At 72.1% G+C, this 18,192-nt stretch carries 13 protein-coding genes and 1 pseudogene; 7 read left to right on the top strand and 7 right to left on the bottom strand.

All coding sequences use genetic code 11. The annotated features are described in order from the left end of the window. Positions 1-38 precede the first annotated feature (38 nt). The 4 genes from ACFWVE_RS27710 to ACFWVE_RS27695 form a co-directional block, all read right to left on the bottom strand. A complete protein-coding gene (locus ACFWVE_RS27710; RefSeq protein ID WP_384019419.1) occupies positions 39-1,013 on the bottom strand; it encodes an acyl-ACP desaturase in 975 nt (324 codons plus the stop codon). 126 nt (positions 1,014-1,139) lie between these two features. Continuing rightward, positions 1,140-2,768 carry an ABC-F family ATP-binding cassette domain-containing protein gene (locus tag ACFWVE_RS27705; protein WP_384019416.1) on the bottom strand — a complete coding sequence of 543 codons (1,629 nt, stop codon included), beginning with the start codon at positions 2,766-2,768 and terminating at the stop codon, positions 1,140-1,142. Positions 2,769-3,100: 332 nt separating this feature from the next. Further along, positions 3,101-4,315, bottom strand: a complete 1,215-nt coding sequence (locus ACFWVE_RS27700; protein WP_384019414.1) for a GDSL-type esterase/lipase family protein — start codon at positions 4,313-4,315, stop codon at positions 3,101-3,103. Between the two features lie 57 nt (positions 4,316-4,372). Continuing rightward, on the bottom strand, positions 4,373-4,789 hold the full coding sequence (locus ACFWVE_RS27695) for an SsgA family sporulation/cell division regulator (protein WP_384019411.1): 417 nt from the start codon (positions 4,787-4,789) through the stop codon (positions 4,373-4,375). A 328-nt stretch (positions 4,790-5,117) separates the two neighbouring features. Between ACFWVE_RS27695 and ACFWVE_RS27690 the strand changes: the two genes are divergently transcribed. Continuing rightward, a complete protein-coding gene (locus ACFWVE_RS27690; RefSeq protein ID WP_384019408.1) occupies positions 5,118-5,813 on the top strand; it encodes an endonuclease V in 696 nt (231 codons plus the stop codon). Here the strand turns inward: ACFWVE_RS27690 and ACFWVE_RS27685 are convergent. Next, positions 5,810-6,043 (bottom strand): hypothetical protein, encoded by a 234-nt coding sequence (locus ACFWVE_RS27685; protein WP_384019404.1) that lies wholly within the window; start codon positions 6,041-6,043, stop codon positions 5,810-5,812. The two genes, ACFWVE_RS27690 and ACFWVE_RS27685, sit on opposite strands and share 4 nt — an antisense overlap. Positions 6,044-6,323: 280 nt before the next feature. On the opposite strand from ACFWVE_RS27685, the gene ACFWVE_RS27680 reads away from it, so the two are divergent. The 3 genes from ACFWVE_RS27680 to ACFWVE_RS27670 all read left to right on the top strand — a co-directional run bounded on the left by ACFWVE_RS27680 (position 6,324) and on the right by ACFWVE_RS27670 (position 11,036). Continuing rightward, entirely contained in the window at positions 6,324-7,532 is a 1,209-nt protein-coding gene (locus tag ACFWVE_RS27680) for a CaiB/BaiF CoA transferase family protein (RefSeq protein WP_384019402.1), read from the top strand. Next, a complete protein-coding gene (locus ACFWVE_RS27675; protein WP_384019398.1) occupies positions 7,529-8,743 on the top strand; it encodes an acetyl-CoA C-acetyltransferase in 1,215 nt (404 codons plus the stop codon). Before ACFWVE_RS27680 ends, ACFWVE_RS27675 begins: the two co-directional genes overlap by 4 nt. Before the next feature lie 115 nt (positions 8,744-8,858). After that, positions 8,859-11,036 carry a 3-hydroxyacyl-CoA dehydrogenase NAD-binding domain-containing protein gene (locus ACFWVE_RS27670; RefSeq protein WP_384019395.1) on the top strand — a complete coding sequence of 726 codons (2,178 nt, stop codon included), beginning with the start codon at positions 8,859-8,861 and terminating at the stop codon, positions 11,034-11,036. 125 nt (positions 11,037-11,161) lie between these two features. Here ACFWVE_RS27670 and ACFWVE_RS27665 read toward each other — a convergent pair. Further along, positions 11,162-11,856 (bottom strand): annotated as a pseudogene (locus ACFWVE_RS27665) (MerR family transcriptional regulator); the annotation flags it as partial. A gap of 163 nt (positions 11,857-12,019) precedes the next feature. Between ACFWVE_RS27665 and ACFWVE_RS27660 the strand changes: the two are divergent. Then, on the top strand, positions 12,020-14,011 hold the full coding sequence (locus tag ACFWVE_RS27660; protein ID WP_384019392.1) for a Xaa-Pro dipeptidyl-peptidase: 1,992 nt from the start codon (positions 12,020-12,022) through the stop codon (positions 14,009-14,011). Between the two features lie 194 nt (positions 14,012-14,205). Next, positions 14,206-15,948, top strand: a complete 1,743-nt coding sequence (locus ACFWVE_RS27655; protein ID WP_384019389.1) for a BCCT family transporter — start codon at positions 14,206-14,208, stop codon at positions 15,946-15,948. Between the two features lie 96 nt (positions 15,949-16,044). On the opposite strand, the gene ACFWVE_RS27650 is transcribed toward ACFWVE_RS27655, so the two are convergent. Further along, a complete protein-coding gene (locus ACFWVE_RS27650) occupies positions 16,045-16,998 on the bottom strand; it encodes an NAD(P)/FAD-dependent oxidoreductase (RefSeq protein WP_384019386.1) in 954 nt (317 codons plus the stop codon). A gap of 66 nt (positions 16,999-17,064) precedes the next feature. On the opposite strand from ACFWVE_RS27650, the gene ACFWVE_RS27645 reads away from it, so the two are divergent. Beyond that, the gene (locus ACFWVE_RS27645; protein ID WP_384019383.1) at positions 17,065-18,105 is read left to right on the top strand and encodes an oxidoreductase; all 1,041 of its coding nucleotides are present in this window, start codon (positions 17,065-17,067) and stop codon (positions 18,103-18,105) included. The last annotated feature ends 87 nt before the right edge of the window (positions 18,106-18,192 follow it).

Below are 18,192 nucleotides of genomic sequence, written 5' to 3'. Positions count from 1 at the left end.
GGGGCGGCCCGCCGCCGCTGTCGTCGCGAGTGCGGGGGTCAGCCGGCCGCCCGCGCCGCCATCCGGGCCTTGCGCGCCGCGAGCTTCTCGTCGAACTTGCTCGCCTCGGAGTCCAGGCCGTCGAGGAACAGGCCGAGCTCCTCCTGGGCCTGGATGCCCTCGGGGCCGAGCCCGTCGATCTCCATGATCTTCAGGAAGCGGATCACCGGCTGGAGCACGTCGTCGTGGTGGATGCGCAGGTTGTAGACCTCGCCGATCGCCATCTGCGCCGCGGCCCGCTCGAAGCCGGGGATGCTGTGGCCCGGCATCCGGAAGTTCACGACGACGTCCCGCACCGCCTGCATCGTGAGGTCGGGGGCGATCTCGAAGGCGGCCTTGAGCAGGTTCCGGTAGAAGATCATGTGGAGGTTCTCGTCGGTCGCGATGCGGGCCAGCATCCGGTCGCAGACCGGGTCACCGGACTGGTGGCCGGTGTTGCGGTGCGAGATGCGGGTGGCCAGCTCCTGGAACGCGACATAGGCGACCGAGTGCAGCATCGAGTGGCGGTTGTCCGACTCGAAGCCCTCGCTCATGTGGGACATGCGGAACTGCTCCAGCTTGTCCGGGTCCACCGCCCGCGAGGCGAGCAGGTAGTCCCGCATCACGATGCCGTGCCGGCCCTCCTCCGCGGTCCAGCGGTGCACCCAGGTGCCCCAGGCACCCTCGCGGCCGAACAGCGTGGCGATCTCGTGGTGGTAGCTCGGCAGGTTGTCCTCGGTCAGCAGGTTCACCACCAGGGCGACCCGGCCGACCTCGGTGACCTTGGACTGCTCCTTCTCCCAGGCCTCCCCGTCCTCGAAGAACCCGGGGAAGTTACGGGCGTCGCTGAACGGCACGTACTCGTGCGGCATCCAGTCCTTGGTGACCTTCAGGTGCCGGTTGAGCTCCTTTTCGACCACTTCCTCCAGTGCGTACAGCAGCCGGGCGTCGGTCCAGGCGGAAGAGCTGCCGAGGTGGGGAGAGGTGATCGACATGCGGTACTCCAGGGGACGGGGACATACGTGGGGCATCGGCGAGCGGCGCCGGCGACCTAAGAAATCGTAGGCTACGAATCCGTAGGTTACGAAACCGTAGGTTAAGCGTGTCGTAAAGGCTGCTGCTCAGGCCCCGGGTCCCCCGACGGCTTCCGGTGCGATCTCCTTCAGTTCCCCCTCCTCCATCAGCAGCCAGCGCGTGATCCCGAGCGACTCCAGGAACGGCAGGTCGTGGCTCGCCACGATCAGTGCCCCCTCGTAGGACTCCAGCGCCGTGGTGAGCTGCCGGACGCTGGCGGTGTCGAGGTTGTTGGTCGGCTCGTCCAGCATCAGCAGCTGCGGCGCCGGCTCGGCCAGCAGCAGCGCGGCCAGCGTCGCCCGGAAGCGTTCGCCGCCGGACAGTGTCACCGCCTTCCGGTCGGCGCGGGCACCCCGGAACAGGAAGCGGGCCAGCCGCGCCCGGATCCGGTTGTCGGTGGCGTCCGGTGCGAACCGTGCCACGTTCTCGGCGACGCTCAGCCCGCCGTCGAGGACATCGAGGCGCTGCGGCAGGAACCGCAGCGGAACCTGCGCCACCGCCTGTCCGGACACCGGCGGGAGTTCGCCCGCGACGGTGCGCAGCAGCGTCGTCTTGCCCGTGCCGTTGCGCCCGATCAGCGCGACCCGCTCCGGGCCCCGCAGCTCGAAACCGCCCTCCACCCGGGCGCCGTAAGCGAGTTCGAGGTCGGTGAGGGTGAGGACGGTACGTCCCGGTGGTACGGCCGTGTACGGCAGGTCGACGCGGATCTCGTCGTCGTCCCGCACGGCCTCCACCGCCTCGTCGAGCCGTTCCTTCGCCCCGGCGAGCCTCTCCTCGTGCATGATGCGGTGCTTGCCCGCGGACTCCTGGGCCGCCCGCTTGCGGGCGCCCATGACGATCTTCGGCTCGCGCTTCTGGTCCCACATCTTCTGCCCGTACCGCTTGCGACGGGCCAACTTCACCTGAGCGTCGGCCAGCTCGCGCTTCTGCTTGCGCAGGTCCGCCTCTGCGACCCGCACCATGCGCTCGGCCGCCTCCTGTTCGACCGCCAGCGCCTCCTCGTAGGCCGTGTAGTTGCCGCCGTACCAGGTCACCTCCCCGGAGCGCAGGTCGGCGATCTGGTCGACGAGTTCCAGCAGTTCGCGGTCGTGGCTGACCACGACCATGACGCCCGGCCAGTTTCCGACGGCCGTGTACAGCCGTCTGCGGGCGTACAGGTCGAGGTTGTTGGTGGGTTCGTCGAGCAGCAGTACGTCGGGCCGGTCCAGCAGCAGCGCGGCCAGCCGCAGCAGCACCGACTCGCCGCCCGAGACCTCGCCGATGGTGCGGTCCAACCCGATGTTTCCCAGGCCGAGTTCGCCGAGTGTGGCCAGGGCGCGCTCCTCCACGTCCCAGTCGTCGCCGACCGTCTCGAAGTGCGTCTCGGACACGTCGCCCGCCTCGATGGCGTGCAGCGCCGCCCGCTGCGCGGCGATACCGAGCGCCTCGTCGACCCTCAGCGAAGTGTCGAGCGTGACGTTCTGCGGCAGATATCCCACCTCGCCGGTGACGCGGACAGTGCCGTAGGCCGGCCGGAGTTCACCGGCGATCAGCTTCAGCAGGGTTGATTTCCCTGACCCGTTGACGCCGATGAGGCCGGTCAGGCCGGGGCCGAAGGCGACGTCGAGGTCCTCGAGGACGGGAGTGCCGTCGGGCCAGGTGAAGGACAGGGCGGTACAGGTGATGGCTGTGGACATGCGGGCCTCCGCGGTTGCGTGGTGCGGTCGGGGCAAACGCGTATCGAGACACCGGGGGAGGGCGACCGCCGTATGACGACCGGGAGCCGGGCGGGGAGGTGCGGGCATGGGGAAAGCCCTGTTCCGCAAGGACGGCTCGTACGCCGAGGTCGCACGCTGCGTGCACACCACACGGGTGTGACGCGGTGTCTCAGGACCTCAGACGAGCAACGTCCCTCTCCAATCGACGGCAACAGAAGCTCGTACACCGTACGAAGGGCCGGAACGGCTGTCAACGCGTTTTTCGCGGGGTCCGCAGGGCCGCAGTCCGGAAGGGTGCCGGGCGGGCCGGGTCAGCCGGTGAACGCCCCGCCGGTGCCGAAGGCCAGTTCCGCGAAGCGCTCGCCCATGCGGCGGTGCGTGGCGGCGTCCGGGTGCAGCGCGTCGGGCAGCGGCAGCTCGGCGTGGTCCGCCTCGCCGTAGAGCTCGCGGCCGTCCAGGTAGTGCAGATGCGGGTCGTCGGCCGCCCGCTGCTTCACCACGCGGGCCAGCTCCTCCCGTACGACGTTGAGGGTCAGCTTCCCGGCGGCCCGCTCCTCGGGGTCTCCCATGGCCACGAACCGGAACCGGCCCTCGCCGACGGTGCTGAAGTCGGGCAGGCTCGGGCCCGGGGTGTCCTCGTGGATGGGGCACAGAATGGGCGAGACGACCAGCAGCGGCGTCGTCGGACGGCCGTCGCGGATCGTGTCGAGGAAACCGTGCACCGCCGGAGCGAAGGCACGCAGCCGCAGCAGATCCATGTTGACCAGATTGATGCCGACCTTGACGCTGATCAGGTCCGCGGGCGTGTCCCGCATCGCCCGCGCGGTGAACGGGTCGAGCAGCGCGCTGCCGCTCAGTCCCAGGTTCACCAGGTCCACCCCGCCGAGCGAGGCGGCCAGCGCGGGCCAGGTCGTGGTCGGGCTCGCGGCCTCGGAACCATGGCTGATCGAGCTGCCGTGGTGCAGCCACACCCTGCGGTCCCCGGGGGCCACCGGGGACACGGGAGCGTCGGTGCGCAGGGCGACCAGCCGGGTCATCTCGTTGTGCGGGAGCCAGATCTCGACGCGCTTGTCATGGCCCGGCAGCCCGGTGAACCGGACCGTGCCCACGGGACCCGGCTGGAGCTCGGCGGAGCCCGTGGCCATGTCCATCAGCATGACGTTGCCGTCGGTGAGACGGGCCTGCCCGGCCGCTTCGCCGTCGATCAGCAGGTCGTAGACACCGTCCGGGCTGGGCGGAGCGCCCTCGTAGGCCATCTTGGTGCGGAGCGCGTCCAGTTCGACGACCGTGGCCCGGGTGCGCAGGACCAGCCGGACGCCGGACGGCTGCGCCTCCGCCATGGCCAGCTGTCCGTCGGCGGCCTGCGCGCGGGCCCGGGCGGGCAACCGGTGCGGCTGCACCCCCTGTGCGGTCCGCTCCAGCTCGAGCGCGCCGCGCAGCAGGTCCTCGGTGAGCGGGGTGGTGATCCAGCCTTCCGCCGGGGGAGTGGGGGAGGAACCGTCGGGGGAGTCGTGGGGGGTGCTCATGATCGCAGACTGTCAAGCGCGCCGACTATCCGCAAACACTCACCCGCCGTCCCTCGCTCAGCAGGCGTCGCGGATCAGCTCGGCGAGATCGCGGTCCAGGTCGAGCTGGAGGTGCTCCAGGCCGGCCGGCACGAGTTCGCCGGTCGCCTCCAGGAACCGGCGTATCTCGCCCGACCGGACGTGCACGACGGCGGTTCCCTCCGGAGCGTGGAACTCCAGCACGGTCCGGTCGTAGCCGTACGGCCGCACGCGGACGTCACCGTGGCCCTCGGGCTCGTGCAGCCCCGCCGTGAGCAGCTCGCGGGCGAAGGTCCAGCAGACCTCGACGCCCTCCAGGGTGGCGGGAGCGGGAAAGGTCATGCGGACGGCGAACGGATCGCTGCGGTCGTAGTGCAGAGTGGCGGGAATACTCGCCATCCGCGGCGCGGCGGCGACGAGACGGGCCTCGACGGGCTGCTCGATGACGGTGGACAACGCCTTGCTCCCTCGTGACGGCTGGACGGCTTCCGGGCGGATAGGGCGGGCTACTCAAAGAGACGACGGAATCGGCCAATCCGTGCCCCCTGGAACAGGGTGACCTCTGTCACCGCTTTCATGCGGCGGAGTGCCGACGTCCAAGGGCGCGCAGGGCCCACTTGTGACCAGGTGTCCGAAAAGGCCGGGCAACGGAGGGCGAGGGCCGGTCGGAAGGGAACAAGGGCCGGCTCCGGCGGACCCTCGGCGACACGTGAGGTGCGGCGGGGCCGGGACCGAGCCCCGCCCCGACACGCGAAGTCCTCCGCCGCGTAGGCTCGTCGCCACCATGACGAGCGTACGCATCCCCGACGGCTGGCCGACGACCGAGGAAGCGGCCCGTGCCGTCCAGGACGGACTGCGCGGGCGGGTGGTGCTCGACGAGCCCGGCCCGCCGCCCGGGACGGGCCGGGTCACCGGTGTCGACGTCGCGTACGACGACGAGCGGGACCTCGTCGCCGCCGCGGCCGTCGTCCTGGACGCGGCGAGCCTCGAGGTCGTCGCCGAGGCCACGGCCGTCGGCCGGATCTCCTTCCCGTACGTGCCCGGCCTGCTGGCCTTCCGCGAGATCCCCACCGTGCTGGCCGCCCTCGACGCCCTGCCGTGCCCGCCCGGCCTGGTCGTCTGCGACGGCTACGGGCTCGCCCACCCCCGTCGCTTCGGCCTCGCCAGCCACCTGGGGGTCCTCACCGGCCTGCCGACGATCGGCGTCGCCAAGAACCCCTTCACCTTCACCTTCACGGCCCCGGCGACCCCGCGCGGCAGCACGGCCCCGCTGCTCGCCGGTGCCGAGGAGGTCGGCCGGGCCCTGCGTACCCGGGACTCCGTCAAGCCGGTCTTCGTCTCGGTCGGCCATCGCGTCGGCCTCGCCAACGCCTGCGCCCACACCCTCGCGCTGACTCCCGCCCACCGCCTCCCGGAGACCACCCGCCGGGCGGACGCCCTGTGCCGCAGGGCCCTTGGGGAGGCGGCGGGCAGGCCCTAAGCGGCTCCCCTCCGCTCGCCCCGGCCGCCCGGCCCGCCTCCCTCGTCCTGCTCGATGCGCCAACGGCCCACCTCTCGGTACTCCGAGTCGTAGATCTCCGACCCGTCACCGGCCTTCATCGGGTAGTGCCGCAGGTTGCCGCCCCAGTAGCGAAGGATCCGCCCCAGCTCACCCGCGGGGTCCTTCGCCAACGCCTGGTCGTCCATGTCCACTTCGAGAAGAAATCGCATGCCTTCAAGTGTTCCATTGAACTTCCCTTTGGCACTTCTGCGGAGGATTCTGCCGAACGGCCCGGGTCCGGCGCCGAAAAGTCTCAACCCGGTGCCGCCGGCCACCTCCCACGTGGGCCGCCGGACAGGCCCGGACGGCACCTGAGCCGGGCGGGGGCACGGACCGCGTCGTACAGTGGGCGAACAGTGGCCAAGCGCTTGCTCGCCCGCTCTTGTACTGGGTGGAACGTGTTCTTGGCGTCATGGGTGTGACATCGGTTGTGTCGAAGCTGGGGGTGCGATGACGGAGGCACAGGTACCCGCACCGGCACGGTCGTCGGGGCAGGGGCCGCTGACCGGCGTGCGGGTGGTCGAACTGGCCGGGATCGGCCCCGGGCCGTTCGCCGCGATGCTCCTGGCCGATCTGGGCGCCGACGTCGTCCGCGTGGACCGCCCCGGCGGCCCCGGACTCGGCATCGACCCGGCGTACGACGTCACCAACCGCAACAAGCGCTCCGTCGTCGTCGATCTGAAGGCCCCCGGCGGCGGCGACCGCGTGCTCGACCTGATCGAGCGTGCCGACATCCTCGTCGAGGGCTTCCGCCCCGGTGTCGCCGAGCGCCTGGGCGTCGGCCCCGGGGACTGCCACGCCCGCAACCCGCGCCTCGTCTACGGCCGGATGACCGGCTGGGGCCAGCAGGGCCCGCTCGCGGACCGCGCGGGGCACGACATCGCGTACATCGCCCGCACCGGCACCCTCGGCATGATCGGCAGCCCCGGCCGGCCGCCGGCCGTCCCGGCCAACCTGCTCGGCGACTACGCGGGCGGCTCCCTCTACCTCGTCGTCGGCGTCCTCGCCGCCCTGCACCACGCGCGCGCGGGCGGCACCGGGCAGGTCGTCGACGCGGCCATCGTGGACGGCACCGCCCACCTGTCCGCCATGATCCACGGCATGCTCGCGGCCGGAGCCTGGCAGGACCGGCGCGGAGCCAACCTCCTCGACGGCGGCTGTCCGTACTACGGGACGTACGGGACGGCCGACGGCGGACACATGGCGGTGGGCGCGCTCGAACCGGAGTTCTACGACGAGTTCCTGCGGCTGCTCGGCATCGAGGACGAGGGCGACGAGGGCGAGGCCGGGCCCGGACTCGCCGGGGCCCGCACCGATGTCACCCGGTGGCCCGCCCTGCGCGAGCGGGTCGCCGCCCGCTTCAAGGAACGCACCCGCGAGGAGTGGACCGCCGTCTTCGACGCCTCCGACGCGTGCGTGGCCCCCGTCCTGTCGCTGCGCGAGGCCCCGTACGACCCGCACCTCGCCGCCCGCGGCACTTTCACGGACCACGGCGGTATCACCCAGCCCGCACCGGCCCCGCGGTTCTCCGCCACCCCCACCGGTGTCCGCACCGCGCCCGCCCGGCCGGGCGCCGACACCGACGACGTGGCCCGCGACTGGGACGTACCCCGACTGCTGTCCGCCCTCCGACACCCTCAGCGAAAGGCCTCCTCGTGAGCACCGAAGCGTACGTGTACGACGCGATCCGCACCCCGCGCGGGCGCGGCAAGGCGACCGGCGCCCTGCACGGCACGAAGCCCGTCGACCTGGTGGTCGGGCTCATCCACGAGATCCGCGACCGTTTCCCGGACCTCGATCCGGCCGCGGTCGACGACGTCGTGCTCGGTGTGGTCAGCCCGGTCGGCGACCAGGGCTCCGACATCGCCCGGATCGCCGCCATCGCGGCCGGGCTGCCCGACACGGTCGCCGGTGTCCAGGAGAACCGCTTCTGCGCCTCCGGCCTCGAGGCCGTCAACCTGGCTGCCGCCAAGGTCCGTTCCGGCTGGGAGGACCTGGTCCTGGCCGGGGGAGTGGAGTCGATGTCCCGGGTGAAGATGGCCTCCGACGGCGGCGCCTGGTTCAACGACCCGATGACCAACCTCGCCACCAACTTCGCCCCCCAGGGCATCGGCGCCGACCTCATCGCCACCATCGAGGGCTTCTCGCGGCGTGACGTCGACGAGTACGCGGCCCTCTCCCAGGAGCGTGCCGCCACGGCCTGGAAGGAGAACCGCTTCGCGCGGTCCGTCGTCCCGGTGAAGGACCGCAGCGGCCTGATCGTCCTCGACCACGACGAGCACCTGCGCCCCGGCACCACCGCCGACTCCCTCGCCGCGCTCAAGCCGTCCTTCGCGGACATCGGCGAGCTGGGCGGGTTCGACGCGGTGGCGCTGCAGAAGTACCACTGGGTGGAGAAGATCGACCACGTACACCACGCCGGCAACTCCTCCGGCATCGTGGACGGCGCCTCCCTCGTCGCCATCGGCACCAAGGAGGTCGGCGAGCGGTACGGGCTCACCCCGCGCGCCCGGATCGTCTCCGCCGCCGTCTCCGGCTCCGAGCCCACCATCATGCTGACCGGCCCCGCGCCCGCCACCCGCAAGGCACTCGCCAAGGCCGGGCTGACCGTCGACGACATCGACCTCGTCGAGATCAACGAGGCGTTCGCGGCGGTCGTGCTGCGCTTCGTGAAGGACATGGGCCTGTCGCTGGACAAGGTCAACGTGAACGGCGGCGCCATCGCGCTCGGCCACCCGCTCGGCGCCACCGGCGCGATGATCCTCGGCACCCTCGTCGACGAACTGGAGCGCCAGGACAAGCACTACGGCCTCGCCACGCTCTGCGTGGGCGGCGGCATGGGCATCGCCACCATCGTCGAGCGCCTCTGAAATCCCCGGCGGACCCCGGACCCCGGACCCCGGACCCGAGCGACCGAGCGACTTGAGCGACTTGAGCGACTTGAGCGACTTGAGCGACTTGAGCGACTTCTACGGAGACCCTGTCATGACCGAGACCCCCACCATCCGCTGGGAACAGGACGACACCGGTGTCGTCACCCTCGTCCTGGACGACCCCCACCAGTCCGCGAACACCATGAACCAGGCGTTCCGCGACTCCCTCGCCGTGATCACCGACCGTCTGGAGGCGGAGAAGGACGGCATCCGCGGCATCATCCTCACCTCCGCCAAGAAGACCTTCTTCGCCGGCGGCGACCTGCGCGACCTGATCAAGGTCACCCCCGGGACGGCGCAGGACCTGTTCGACGGCGGCATGGCGATCAAGCGCCAGATGCGCCGTATCGAGACCCTCGGCAAGCCGGTGGTCGCGGCGATCAACGGAGCGGCCCTCGGCGGCGGTTACGAACTCGCCCTCGCCTGCCACCACCGGATCGCCCTGGACGCGCCCGGCTCCAGGATCGGCTGTCCCGAGGTCACCCTCGGCCTGCTCCCCGGAGGCGGTGGCGTCGTCCGCACCGTCCGCCTGCTGGGCATCGCCGACGCCCTGCTCAAGGTGCTCCTCCAGGGCACCCAGTACAGCCCGCGGCGCGCCCGGGAGAACGGCCTCGTCGACGACGTGGCCGACACCCGCGAGGAACTGATCGCCAAGGCCCGCGCCTTCATCGACGCGAACCCCGAGTCCGCCCAGCCCTGGGACCGGCCCGGCTACCGCATCCCGGGCGGCACCCCCTCCCACCCCAAGCTCGCGGCCAACCTCCCCGCCTTCCCGGCCACCCTGCGCAAGCAGACGAACGGTGCCCCCTACCCGGCGCCGCGGGGCATCCTCGCCGCCGCCGTCGAGGGCGCCCAGGTCGACTTCGAGACCGCCCAGGTGATCGAGGCCCGCTACTTCGTCGAGCTGGCCGCCGGGCAGACGTCGAAGAACATGATCCAGGCGTTCTTCTTCGACCTCCAGGCCGTCAACTCCGGCGCCAACCGCCCCCGGGGCATCGAGCCCCGCACGGTCCGCAGGGTCGCCGTGCTCGGCGCCGGGATGATGGGCGCGGGCATCGCCTACTCGTGCGCACGCGCGGGCATCGACGTGCTCCTGAAGGACGTCACCCCGGAGGCCGCCGCGAAGGGCAAGGCGTACTCCGAGAAGCTGTGCGCCAAGGCCGTCTCCCGGGGCCGGACGACCCAGGAGAAGGCCGACGCGCTCCTCGCGCGGATCACGCCCACCGCCGAGGCGCAGGACCTGGCCGGCTGCGACGCGGTCATCGAGGCCGTCTTCGAGGACACCGCTCTCAAGCACAAGGTGTTCCAGGAGATCCAGGACGTCGTCGAACCCGACGCGCTCCTGTGCTCCAACACCTCCACCCTCCCCATCACCGCCCTCGCCGAAGGCGTCGGACGCCAGGACGACTTCATCGGGCTGCACTTCTTCTCGCCGGTCGACAAGATGCCGCTCGTCGAGATCATCAAGGGCGAGCGGACCGGCGACGAGGCGCTCGCCCGCGCCTTCGACCTGGTCCGGCAGATCAAGAAGACCCCGATCGTCGTCAACGACTCGCGCGGCTTCTTCACCTCCCGGGTCATCGGCCGCTTCCTCGACGAGGGCGTCGCCATGGTCGGCGAGGGCATCGAGCCCGCCTCCGTCGAACAGGCCGCCGCCCAGGCGGGCTACCCCGCCAAGGTGCTCTCCCTCATGGACGAGCTGACGCTCACCCTGCCGCGCAGGATCAGGGGCGAGTCCCGGCGGGCCGTCGAGGAGGCCGGAGGCACCTGGACCGAGCACCCCGCCGAGGCCGTCATCGACCGCATGGTCGACGAGTTCGGCCGCCCGGGCCGCGCCGGCGGCGCCGGCTTCTACGAGTACGGCGAGGACGGCGAGCGCGCCGCCCTGTGGCCCGGCCTGCGCGAGCACTTCACCAAGCCGGGGTACGGGATCCCGTTCCGGGACATGCAGGAGCGGATGCTGTTCGCCGAGGCGCTGGACACCGTCCGGCTGCTGGAGGAGGGTGTGCTGACCTCGGTCGCCGACGCCAACATCGGCTCCCTCCTCGGCATCGGCTTTCCCGGCTGGACGGGTGGCGTGCTCCAGTACATCAATGGTTACGAGGGCGGGCTGCCCGGGTTCGTGGCCCGCGCGCGTGAACTCGCCGAGCACTACGGCGAGCGCTTCGCACCGTCGGCGCTGCTGGTGGACAAGGCGGAGAAGGGGGAGCGGTTCACGGACGCCCGCTGACCCTCCGGTGCGGGCGGTGCCGACGGCCGGCCGGCGGGACGGGAGCATCGGCCTCCCGTCCCCGCCGGCTCCGCCGCCCCCGGCCCCTCCCCGCTGTCCAGCCACTCCCGCAGCTCCTCCCGCAGCTCCTCCCGCAGCTCCTCCCGCAGCTCCTCGCGCAGCGACCGCTGGAAGGCCGTGAGCAGCGCCTGCACCACCAGCGGACGCAGATGGGCGGACAGCGACTTCACGTCCCTAGGGTCCCGATCCGCCACCGCGTCCCGCGGCAGCCGCGACAGCTCCCGGGCGGCCGTGCGGGCGTGCGGCCGTGCGGGCATGCGGGCCTCGAGGATCGTCTCGTGCGTCAGCGCGGTACGTCCAGCAGCTCGACGCCGAGCCGCAGCAGCCCCGCGTCGACCCGGAAGTCCTCGCGGTCCCGCTCGACGACGTCCAGCGCCGCCAGCCGCCGCAGATCCTCGTCGTCCAGTGCCCGCCCCGCCCGCCGCCCCACCTCACCACGCGACACCTTCTCCACCGTGTCGGGCGCCCAGGAGGCCACCACCGCGCGCTGGATCGCCAGGTCCCGCACACTCGGATCCGGCGGCAGCCGCCCCGGATACCGCTCGATGGCCGCCGGCGTCATGCCCTGCCGCCGCAACTCCTCGATCAGCGCCGGCCGGGCCAGGTGCTTCTGCCCGTAGTGACCGACGCGGCGCGGCCCGATCACCGGCGGCGGAAGCAGCCCCTCGCTGCCGTAGAACCGGACCGTCCGCACCGTGACCCCGGCCCGTGCCGCCAGTTCGTCGATGCTGAGGACCGGCTCCTCGATGTCGGCCGTCATACACGGCAGTATTACTGTCCCCCAATACTGTGACATCGCACTCACCAGCCGCACCCGCCCGCCGGAGCGGTTCCCGGTTCCGCTGGTGCATCGCGCCGCCGTACACCTACGGGCCGTCAGATGCCCCCTTCTGCACACGAGTTGACCGTTGTACCGTCCGCGCATGCCGATACGCACGCGCTTCACGACCTGGAGACCGCTCGTGGCGGTGGCCCTGGCCGCCCTGACGGCCACGCTGCTCACCCCCACGGCGGCGACCGCGGCGGACACCGCGCCGCGCGAGAGCCGGCCCGTCCACTCCTACGACGACGCGATCCGCGAGGCCGTCTGGGTGGACACCGGACTCGACGAGGACGACGACGGAAGGACCGACCGGGTCGCCGTCGACGTCGTCCGCCCCGCCGAGCCCGCGCAGCGGGGCCAGAAGGTCCCCGTCATCATGGACGCCAGCCCGTACTACTCCTGCTGCGGGCGCGGCAACGAGAGCGAGCGCAAGACGTACGACGCGAACGGCGACGTCGTACGGATGCCGCTGTTCTACGACAACTACTTCGTGCCGCGCGGCTACGCCGTCGTCGGCGTCGACCTGGCCGGCACCAACCGCTCCGACGGCTGCGTGGACGTCGGCGGCCGCTCCGACATCCAGTCCGCGAAGGCCGTCGTCGACTGGCTGAACGGCCGCGGCACCGCCTACACCACCCGCACCGGCGCCGAGCGGGCCGACGCGGGCTGGACCAACGGCCGCACCGGCATGATCGGCAAGAGCTGGGACGGCACCATCGCCAACGGTGTCGCCGCCACCGGCGTCGAGGGCCTCGAGACGATCGTGCCGATCGCCGCCATCTCCTCCTGGTACGACTACTACTTCAGCAAGGGCGCCCCGCTCTACGACTCCGGCCCCGACTGGCTGTCGAACTACGTGGAGAGCCCGGACGCCCGCGCCAGGTGCGGGGCCGTCCAGCGCGAGCTCGTCGACGGCGCCCCGCGCACCGGCGACCTGACGCCGCTGTGGACCGAACGCGACTACGGGCGCGCCGCGAAGAAGGTGAAGGCCAGCGTCTTCCTCGTACACGGCATGCAGGACCTCAACGTGCGGATGCAGCACGTCGGCCCGTGGTGGGACGCCCTCGCGAAGAACGGCGTGGACCGCAAGATCTGGCTCTCCCAGACCGGACACGTCGATCCGTTCGACTTCCGCCGCGCCGACTGGGTCGACACCCTGCACCGCTGGTTCGACCACGAACTCCTCGGCCTCGACAACGGCATCGACCGCGAGCCCATGGCCGACATCGAGCGCGCGCCCGACCAGTGGGTCACCTCGCAGAGCTGGCCGCCGCGTGGCACCCGCGCCGCGACCCTGCGTCCCGCCCACGGCACCGAGGACGGCGTCGGCACACTGGGCCTGCGCAAGGACCGCGGCACCGAGACGTTCACCGACGACCCGAGCCTCGGCGAGACCGACTGGGCGGCCGGTGCCGACACCCCGACACCGGACAAGGCCGGCTTCGTCACCGGGCCGCTCTCCCGGGACCTGAGGGTGTCCGGTGCCTCCGAGGCCACCGTCACCGTGACCCCCAGCACCTCCACGGCGCACCTGTCCGCCGTCCTCGTCGACCTCGGCCCCGACACCATCCGCGACTACGCCGCCGCGGGCGAGGGCATCACCACCCGCACCGACCGCTCCTGCTGGGGCGCGAGCACCGAGGGCGACAGCTCCTGCTACCGGGAGACCGAGGCCAGGACCGCCGACGTCGGTCACACGATCGTCAGCCGGGGCTGGGCCGACCTGGGCAACCACGCCTCCGACGGCAGGGGCGCCCCGCTCACCCCGGGCAAGCGCTACACCCTCACCCTCGACCTGGCCGCCACCGACCACGTCGTCCCCGAGGGCCACCGTCTCGCCCTGATCGTCGCGGGCACGGACCGCGGCCTGATCGACCCCCCGGCGGACACCCCCACCCTCACCCTCGACCTCGCCCGCACCTCCGTGCGCGTCCCGTTCGCCGGCGGAGCCGCCGCCTTCGCCCGTGCCACCGCGGGCGCGCCCACCGGGTCCGGATCCGCGCCCGATGCCACCGTCCGGGACGGCGTACGGCCCGCGCACACCGTCCAGCGCGTTCCGGGAGAAGGAGGAGGCGCGTCCGGAGCCGGGTGACCCACACGCCACCGGTCACGGCCTCGCGCACGACCGGTCACCGACTCGGTCGGATGTGTGATCCCTTCGGTCACCATCCGCCCGTCGGTTGACCGGACCGTGACCGCTGGAGAGGTGAATTTTGCGCCAAAGGTGGTAGGGGCATGGCTGGGGGAGCGATCCTCCGCCCAAGGGCTCGATGAAAGGTGCCGCCTGTGACGAAGGACCAGCACAGCGACAAGGAACATACGGCGGGCCCTCTGCCGGGCTCGGAGGCGGGCCTGGCGGGCCGTGAGCGCCCGCGGACCGACCGGGTGGTGTTCGGTGTCACGGCGGTGCTCACCGTCGCGTTCGTCGTCTGGGGCGCCACCGCTACCGATTCGCTCGAGGACGTCTCGAGCAACGCGCTCTCGGGTCTGATGCACAACGGCGGCTGGGCGTTCATGCTGGCCGCCTCCGGCTTCGTCGTCTTCGCCCTCTGGCTCGCGGCCAGCCGTTACGGCCGGATCCATCTCGGTGCCGAGGGCGAGGAGCCCGAGTTCCGCACCGTGTCGTGGGTCGCGATGATGTTCAGCGCGGGCATGGGAATCGGTCTGATGTTCTACGGTGTCAGTGAGCCGCTGGCGCACTACGTCACGGCACCGCCCGGCACCGACCCGGCCGACTCGGGCGAGCGCATGGAACTGGCCATGGCGACCACGCTCTTCCACTGGACGCTCCACCCGTGGGCGATCTACGCCGTGGTCGGCCTCGCCATCGCCTACAGCACCTTCCGCAGGCGCCGCCGGCAGACCGTCAGCGCCGTCTTCACCCCGCTCATCGGATCGAAGCACGCCAACGGGAACACCGGACGCGCGATCGACATCCTCGCGATCGTGGCGACCATCTTCGGCTCGGCGGCCTCCCTGGGGCTCGGCGCGCTGCAGATCGGCTCCGGCATGCAGGAGCTGGAGTGGATGGACGAGGTGAGCACGGGGCTGCTCGTCAGCATCATCGCGGTGCTCACGGTCGCGTTCGTCGCCTCCGCGGTGTCGGGTGTGGAGAAGGGCATCCAGTGGCTGTCCAACACCAACATGGTGCTCGCCCTGGTGCTCGCGCTGTTCGTGTTCGTGGCCGGTCCCGCGGTCCTCGTCCTCGACCTGCTGCCCACCTCGGTCTTCGGCTACCTGGGTGAACTGCCCCGGATGGCCGGCCGTACGGAGGCCAGCACCGGTGAGGGAGTGGCGGACTGGCTGGGCAGCTGGACCGTCTTCTACTGGGCGTGGTGGATCTCCTGGACGCCGTTCGTCGGCATGTTCATCGCCCGCATCAGCCGGGGCCGTACGATCCGCCAGTTCATCGGCGGAGTCATCCTCGTGCCCAGCTCGGTCAGCCTGATCTGGTTCGCGATCTTCGGCGGCTCCGCGATGAGGCTCCAGGAGCAGGGCCGGCTCGGTGACGAGTCCACGGCCGAGGGACAGCTGTTCGCGGTCCTCCAGGAGTACCCCCTCGCCACGGCGGCGAGCCTCCTGGTGATGATCCTCGTCGGCATCTTCTTCGTCTCCGGCGCCGACGCCGCCTCGGTCGTGATGGGCACACTCTCGCAGAAGGGAGCGCTCGAACCCGGACGCCTGGTGGTGGTGTTCTGGGGCGTGGTCACCGGAGCGGTCGCCGCGATCATGCTGCTGGTGGGCAGCGGCTCCGGCGACGCGCTGACCGGCCTGCAGAACATCACGATCCTCGCGGCGGCCCCGTTCGTCGTCGTGATGATCCTGATGTGCGTGGCGCTCATGCGCGACCTGCGCCGGGACCCGGTCATCGTGCGCCGGGAGGTGGGGTCCGAGGCGGTCGACCTGGCCGTCATCGCGGGTCACACGAAGTACGACGGGGAATTCGAACTCCGTATCGGACCCGGGGCCGGTACCGACGTGGAGGGAGACCCGGTCGGCAAGCACTACGAGACACCGACCAAGCCCTGACCGCCGGCCGCCGTTCCGGCCGTCACCGGCAGTACCGGCCGCCCCGATTCCGAAGGGGCGGTCGGCCCGGCCGTTTCCGGGGCCGTCCCGCCGCCCTCACCCCAGGGCGAGTTCCGCCGCCTCCTGCGCGCAGCCCCAGGCCACGGTGACGCCCGCGCCGCCGTGGCCGTAGTTGTGCACCAGCGTCCGCCCGTCCGGGAGCGGCTCGCGTTCGATGCGGACGGTGTCCCGGGCGGGCCGCAGCCCCACCCGGTGCTCCAGGATCCGCGCCCCCGCGATCCGGGGCCGCAGCGCCGCGCACCGCCGCAGGATCGTCTCGGCCTGAGCGGGATCCGGCTCCAGGGACCAGTCGTCCTCCTGCGCCGTACCGCCCAGCACCAGCCGCCCCGGCTGCGGAAAGACGTACGCCGTCGTCCCGTCGGCGCCCGTGGAGACCGTCCAGGTACGGATCCCCGGGTTCTCCACCACGACCAGCTGCCCCCGCACCGGGCGCACCGCGGGATCGGGCACCAGGGCGCGCGCCCCCAGCCCCGAGCAGTTCACCACGACCGGGGCGTCCGCCTGAGCGAGGTCCGTCACCGCGCGTTCCTCCACCACCCCGCCCGCGGCCACGAACCGCTCCCGCAGCCAAGGCAGATGGACCGACATGTCGAGGAGCGGCAGCCGGGCCCACACACCCGGCCCCGACGGGTGCTCCCCGGTGCTCGACACCCGCAGCCCCGGCAGCCGCGCGGCGGCCCAGGCGCCGACCTCGTCCAGCGTGGTCCCGCCCAGTACCCCTTCGACCATCCGTACGCCGGTGACCTCCGGCCGCGCCGCCAGCTTCTCGTACACGTCCAGCGAACGCAGCGCCCACGCGTGCGCCGACGCCACCGGCTCGATCCGGTACGGCCACCACAGGGCCCCGGCAACCGCCGAGGTGGTCCGCTCGACCGGGTCGCGCGTCCACAGCCGTACCCGTGCGCCCCGCTCGGCGAGGACGACGGCCGTCGTCAGCCCGACGACCCCGCCGCCGATCACACGGACATCGAAGACCGGTCCGGTTTCCATGCGGGGACGTTAGCGGAATATGTCATGCCGTGCTCAGATCCGTCCCGCTGCGGGAATACTCACAGCATGTCTGCCGAGTACGCGACCTTCGGCCTGACACCGGCGATCCGTGCCGGTGGACTCCTCCCCGGCGGCGACCACCAGGTCCACCGGGACTTCGTCGACTTCGTCGTCGACGGACGCCCGCTGCTGTTCCGCCTCTGTGACCTCGACGCCGTCTCCCCGCTCGCCTCCGACGTCCCGCCCGCCATCTTCACCGCCCAGGTCCGCAGCCTGCTCCTCGAGACCGAGGCACCGCTGCCGTCCGGCCGGTACATCGTCTACGGCTGCCCCGACTGCGAGGACCTCGGCTGTGGTGCGGTGACCACCGCCATCGAGCGGGACGGCGAGGACTACATCTGGCGGGACTTCGCCTGGCAGACCGATGAACACGCCGACCTGGAACGCAACGGGTATCACGGTCTGGGACCGTTCCGCTTCCGCGGCGCCGACTACCGCACGGCCCTCGCCGCCCTGCTGGCCGACGGCGCCCCGGGCACCCGCCGCCGCGTCCTGCTGATCGGCGCCCGCGTCGCCCTGCCGGCCAGGCTCGCCGCGGCCCTGCGCACCGTCGGCGTCGGCGCCGACATCGCCCACGACGCCGACGGCGTCCCCGCCGACGAACTGCGCGGCTACGCCGCCGTCGTCTTCGACCGGTCGGTCGGCCCCGCCGAACGTGCCGCCGTGCGCGCCGCCTTCGCCGCCGCCGGCGTCGACGTGCCCTGCGTCGACGGCCACGCCCCGATCGTCCCGCTGCTCGTCGCCCAGACCGAGCACGCCCTGGACCGCAGCCCGCCCGAACAGCGCCGCCTGACCGTGCTGACCGCCCCCGCCTCCTCGGCTTCGGCGGGTGCCGACGCGGAGGTCGAGGTCACCGCGTCGTGCCGGGTGCAACTCACCGCGTACCGCGTCGACCGCCTCGCCCGCACCCACACCCGCGACGTCTTCGACGGCGTCCTGGAACCGGGCCGCCACCGCATCCCCCTGGATCCGAGGACGGTCAAGGGGGAGTCCTACCTGGTGGCCCGCGCCGCCGGGGCGGTCCTGACGACGGCGGTACGGCGGTGAGGGCCGGGGGCCGGCCGGGGCCGGGGAGCGCGTACGGGGGAGACGCACGCGGAGCCGTCCGGGGAAGCGCGACGGTCGCGGGAGCGC

Source organism: Streptomyces sp. NPDC058632 (genome assembly GCF_042717095.1).
Classification (GTDB): Bacteria; Actinomycetota; Actinomycetes; order Streptomycetales; family Streptomycetaceae; genus Streptomyces.
Note: the sequence above shows the minus strand (reverse complement) of the source record. Positions and strands in the feature narration are given on the sequence as shown.